At 41.0% G+C, this 5259-nt stretch carries 4 protein-coding genes, 1 rRNA gene and 1 other annotated feature; all 5 genes read left to right on the top strand.

Annotation, left to right across the window (positions count from 1 at the left end; all coding sequences use genetic code 11):
* Positions 1-86: ribosomal RNA gene (gene rrf / locus AC0NJP_RS18235) — 5S ribosomal RNA — on the top strand; the annotation flags it as partial.
* Between the two features lie 244 nt (positions 87-330).
* On the top strand, positions 331-888 hold the full coding sequence (locus tag AC0NJP_RS18230; RefSeq protein ID WP_474041146.1) for a rubredoxin-like domain-containing protein: 558 nt from the start codon (positions 331-333) through the stop codon (positions 886-888).
* A 187-nt stretch (positions 889-1075) separates the two neighbouring features.
* On the top strand, positions 1076-2488 hold the full coding sequence (aspA, locus tag AC0NJP_RS18225; RefSeq protein WP_474041147.1) for an aspartate ammonia-lyase: 1413 nt from the start codon (positions 1076-1078) through the stop codon (positions 2486-2488).
* Positions 2489-2604: 116 nt separating this feature from the next.
* Positions 2605-2839 (top strand) — a binding site (T-box leader).
* Between the two features lie 55 nt (positions 2840-2894).
* Positions 2895-3125, top strand: a complete 231-nt coding sequence (locus AC0NJP_RS18220) for an ACT domain-containing protein (RefSeq protein WP_474041149.1) — start codon at positions 2895-2897, stop codon at positions 3123-3125.
* A 60-nt stretch (positions 3126-3185) separates the two neighbouring features.
* Positions 3186-4910, top strand: a complete 1725-nt coding sequence (gene ilvB, locus AC0NJP_RS18215; protein ID WP_474700703.1) for a biosynthetic-type acetolactate synthase large subunit — start codon at positions 3186-3188, stop codon at positions 4908-4910.
* Positions 4911-5259: the final 349 nt, after the last annotated feature.

Genomic DNA, 5259 nt, shown 5'->3' with positions numbered 1-5259 from the left:
TTCCCATCCCGAACACAGAAGTTAAGCCCATATACGTCGAAAGTACTTGGCTGGCGACGGCCTGGGAGGATAGATAGTTGCTGATTTCAAAAAACCACTTCATGATGAAGTGGTTTTTTGTTGTACATGATTTGCCTTGGTGTTTATCACTCCTTCCAACTTACGTGCTAAAAGTTCTTGGTGGTGCGTCTTCCAGGATCGCAGACTACAATACTTTACACTAAGTTCTGCAAGTTTTAAATTCTAACAGCAGGAAATCTTTTCTTTTTCACGAAACATTATAAATGAGAAATTTGTCACAATATATCAGCTAGCTTGGGAGGCAAAGTTATGAAAAAGTATGTTCGATGTAAGGCCTGCGGCTACATTATGGAAGAAGGGGCGCTGCATGATGTATGCCCTGTTTGCGGACTTCCTAAAACCGTTTTTGAACCTTATACTAAAAAATTATCCCCAAATCGGAGATTGATTTTGGATCAACATCTTCATCCTGTAGAAGTACACTTTCCACAGGTTTTTGTTGCCATGATTCTTCTTTGTCTGCCTTTATCAACTGTGGTGGGAGATCCCTTGCGATCTGACTTGCTTTCTGTAGTTAAAATTTCTATTTTACTGTTGCCTTTTGGCGTTCTGGGAGCGTTTCTTACTGGACTTTTAGATGCAAAAGTACGGTTTAAAAAGTTGAATGCGCCGTTATTGGTAAAAAAGATGATTTTTGGCTGTGTACTACAAGTAATTTCCTGCATTATTTTTGGGGTATATTGGACGGGAGGTCTTTCGGACCAAACCTTCTGGCCCATTGAAATTCTTACTTTAGCCGCTACTGCCTGCGCGATCTATTTAGGCCGAGCTGGATCAGGGATGTTTGACTCTTTCATTGCCGGCTAAAAAGATTATTTTTCTATACATTTGTTTGACCGTAAAGATCCTTGCTACTAAGAATGGATGCAAGGATCTTTATTTTATAATTTTATTATGTTTTTTGTATACAATATACTGTTTACATTATACTAGTTCTGCTATACAATAGGAGTAGAGCAAGAAATTCTGAATTTTATAAAAGGACGGTTTTAATATGCGTAAAGAGCATGATTTTTTAGGCGACATGGAAGTACCAGAAGACGTATACTATGGTGTGCAAACCCTTAGAGCTATGGTGAATTTTTCAATTACGGGGCAAACTTTGACATCAGAATTTATTGTTGCGTTAGCTATTGTAAAAAAAGCAGCTGCTTTAGCCAATATAAAAACAGGACGTCTAGATTTACATGTAGGAAACGCTATAGTTACAGCATCTACAGAAATTATTGATGGAAAATGGCATGAACAATTTGTGGTCGATCCGATTCAAGGCGGCGCAGGGACTTCAATGAATATGAATGCAAATGAAGTGATTGCCAATCGTGCCTTAGAAATTCTCGGCAAAGAAAAAGGTGACTATACTATTGTTTCGCCCAATAATCATATAAACATGGCGCAGTCGACGAATGACGTAATTCCCACTGCCATTCGTATTGCTACGCAAATGAAGACAAGAAAGTTGTTAGATGTATTAAATCGAACGATAGAGTTATTTAATCAAAAGGGCGAAGAATTTGCTGATATTATTAAAATGGGACGTACTCATCTACAGGATGCAGTGCCAATTACGTTGGGACAGGAATTTTCGGCTTATGCTACTGCTTTAGAGCGTTCCGTGCGGCGACTTGAACGTTCGCGGCAAGAACTGCTGACAATTAATATGGGGGCTACGGCAGTAGGAACTGGCCTTAATGCAGAACCTGCCTATATTGAACAGGTTGTAAAAGAGATTGCTCATCTTACTGGTGAAAATTTCTCTACATGCCCTAATTTAGTTGATGGAACGCAAAATACAGATGCTCTTGCTGAATTCTCGGGTAGTTTAAAAGTCTGTGCTTTAGCGTTATCGAAAATTTGCAATGATCTTCGATTAATGGCATCAGGTCCTAAATGTGGACTAAATGAAATTATCTTAGAACCAAGGCAACCGGGATCTTCTATTATGCCAGGCAAAGTGAATCCGGTAATTCCAGAAGTGGTCAATCAAATCTGCTTCCAAGTAATCGGCAATGATGCTGCGATCTGTCTTGCCGTGGAAGCTGGACAATTTGAGTTGAATGTTATGGAGCCTGTTATGGCCTATAATCTGTTTAATTCACTTACCTTTCTTACTCAAGGACTCACTGCTTTATGCAACCATTGTTTGCCGTCGATTCGTGCGAATGTCGAACACTGCCAATCCCTTGTTAACGGCAGCGTAGGAATTGTTACGGCCTTAGCACCTTACTTGGGGTATGAACAATCGGCTAAAGTAGCGAAAGAAGCTTTAGAAAGTGGTAAGGCTGTTCATGAAATCGTGCTAGAACAAAAGCTGTTAACAGCCCAAGAGCTTGCTGTTATACTTTCTCCTTGTAATATGACAAAGCCTGGAATTGCGGGAAAATCCGTAGTTGAACGGGCTGTTTAGTACCAGTTGGGTAAAAAGGCTTCAAAACACAAGTTAACAGCGTAATGGCAAAAAGCTGCTTGACATGGCATGATTGTAACAAGTATAATAACATTACAACTTTACAATGAGTAACTCAAAAGGTTATGATTGGGAGCAAAGGCAAAAAAGAATCGCTGCAGAGAGCCGATGGCTGGTGAAAATCGGTGCGAAGTTTTTGTTGATTAAATCACCCATGAACTCTTCTCCGAACCTATATCAATTGATGCAGGGGAGGCAGTTGCGTCGCCCGGGCGTTAGCCGGAGGTCGGTTGTTAGACCGATGTGAGAGAGTGAAATAGGGTGGTACCGCGTTATTTTAACGCCCCTAGCTGACGTGTATGTCAGTTAGGGGCGTTTTTGAATTATAACAGAGGAGGCCATGTTTATGTATACTATGTTAAATTTAGTAGCTAATAATCAACCGCAGGTCATGCCAAGAATCTTACGTGTATTTACATCGCAGGGAATGATTTATCAAAATCTATGGGTGAGCGTTACGGAAGATGCAAAATTTTTAATGCTGGAAGTGGAGGCAAAAGAAACTGGCTTTAGTGAACGATTTGTACGATTGTTGGAGAAGCTTGTTGACGTCATTGAAGTAAAATGGCAGGTATGATGCAGTAAGAAGTCCACAAGTTTAGCAGATAAAATTTTTTAGAATGCGGAGGTCTGTATCATGAGAATTTCGGGAGCACAAGCGATCATACGATGTTTAGTGGAAGCTGGCGTGGATACGGTATTTGGCTATCCCGGGGGAGCTGTTATTCCTCTTTACGATGCATTATATGAAGGGCCGTTAAAACACATTCTTACGGTTCATGAACAAGGCGCTATTCATGGGGCCGATGGCTATGCTAGGGCAACTGGGAAAGTTGGCGTTTGTATCGCGACTTCCGGACCGGGAGCGACGAATATAGTGACTGGTTTGGCGACCGCCTATTTAGATTCAGTACCGCTTGTAGCGATTACTGGTCAGGTTGCTACAACCCAGTTAGGTAGGGATTCTTTCCAGGAAATCGATATTGTCAGTGTAAGTATGGCGGTCACAAAGCATAATTACTTAGTTTTAAAGCCTGAAGATTTAGTACCTGTATTAAGAGATGCTTTTATGATTGCACAGGAGGGGCGGCCAGGACCGGTTCTAGTTGATATTCCCAGCAATATTCAAACGGCTTTAGTCGAGTGGCTCGAACTAGAGGAGCGTGAAGAGGTTTGTGGACAAAGACAACAGAAGCAGGTGAATGAAAGCGATTTGCCCAATATTGCTGAAGCGATTGAGGTGCTGAAAAAAGCCAAACAGCCTGTCTTATTAGCAGGTGGTGGGATTATTCGCTCAAAAGCAAGTCAGGAATTTCGGGCGTTAGCAAAAGATGGGAATTTCCCTGTAGTAAGTACCTTGATGGGATTGGGATCTTTCAATGGCAGTGATGAGCAATTTTTAGGGTTAACCGGAATGCATGGTAATAAAATGGCAAATCGAGCTATTTATGAAGCTGACGTTATCGTAGCTATTGGAGCTCGTTTCAGTGACCGAGCTACAGGAGATCGCCAAGAATATGCAAAGGAAAAAACGATCATTCATATTGACGTAGATCCGTCAGAAATAGCTAAGAATATTTCAACACAGCTTGCTTTAATTGGAAATATGAAGGCGATTCTTATAGAACTCCGAGAGAATTATTCCAAAACAGTGAATAAAGACTGGTGGAATCGGTTATACCAGTGGCAGGACGGTGAAAAGGCAAGCAATACAGCAACCGAAAGCAATAGGGTGAGCGAAGGCCAAGTAAATTTGTTGACTGGGCCTGAGATTATGCACTGCCTGAATCAGTTTGCGCAAGGAAAAGATATAGTATATGTTACTGATGTAGGACAAAACCAAATGTGGGCAGCACAGCATTTAGTCATCCGCGAACCACGTGCTTTTATTACTTCCGGTGGGGCAGGTACTATGGGCTTTGGATTACCGGCAGCATTAGGTGCTCAGATTGGTAGGATAGATTCTCTGGTTGTCCATCTTTGCGGCGACGGCGGTTTTAAAATGACAGGCATTGAACTTTTTACTGCACAAAATCAGCAATTACCGCTTCTTTCTATTGTTATAGATAATCAAAGTTTAGGTATGGTTCGACAGTGGCAGAAGATTTTCTATAATCAACGGTATTCGGCCACAACGCTTCCTGCGTTTTCCTTCCATGAGTTTGCCAAAGCATGTTCCGTGCCAGCCGTGCAAGCCTCTACCGTGGCTGACTTTAAAGCTGCGTTAAGCAAAGCAGTGCAATATATTCAGCAAGAAAGAAAACCTTTTCTCATTGTAGCTACAATATCACCTGATGATCTGGTACTTCCTATGATTGCGCCAGGATCTACTTTAGATAAATATGTCGAATTTTTTAGATAATTCTTGACAATTCCCTTTATAACGGTTAAAATAGATACTACAGAGAAAACTTAAAAATACTTTGCGAAAAAGTGTTGACATAAGTGAATCTGCTGTGCTATTATATACAAGTCGCCGCTGAGCGACACGAAAACAGAAAAGAATCATCGCTTCTGAAAACGAAGGCGAAACGGTTAAAAAAGAAACTTTGAAAAAAGTGCTTGACAAACTGGTTCGAAAGATGATAAACTATCTAAGCTGCTTCGGTAGCGGCTCTCTGAAAACTAAACGATGGATAAGTAACAACAAGCCAGATGTGCGGGTTTCGTAAGAAACCAACTTAAATAATTTCTTTATTTTGTAATTAGAG

The sequence above is a fragment of the Pelorhabdus sp. sgz311002 genome (genome assembly GCF_056134285.1).
The sequence above is the reverse complement of the archived record's forward strand: the minus strand, read 5'-3'. Positions and strand labels throughout refer to the sequence as shown.

What these genes read in the sequence shown, in the direction of transcription:
- AC0NJP_RS18230 (WP_474041146.1), top strand. Translation starts at nt 331, where the DNA reads ATGAAAAAGTATGTTCGATGTAAGGCCTGCGGCTACATTATGGAAGAA.
- ilvB (WP_474700703.1), top strand. Translation starts at nt 3,186, where the DNA reads ATGAGAATTTCGGGAGCACAAGCGATCATACGATGTTTAGTGGAAGCT.
- aspA (WP_474041147.1), top strand. Translation starts at nt 1,076, where the DNA reads ATGCGTAAAGAGCATGATTTTTTAGGCGACATGGAAGTACCAGAAGAC.
- AC0NJP_RS18220 (WP_474041149.1), top strand. Translation starts at nt 2,895, where the DNA reads ATGTATACTATGTTAAATTTAGTAGCTAATAATCAACCGCAGGTCATG.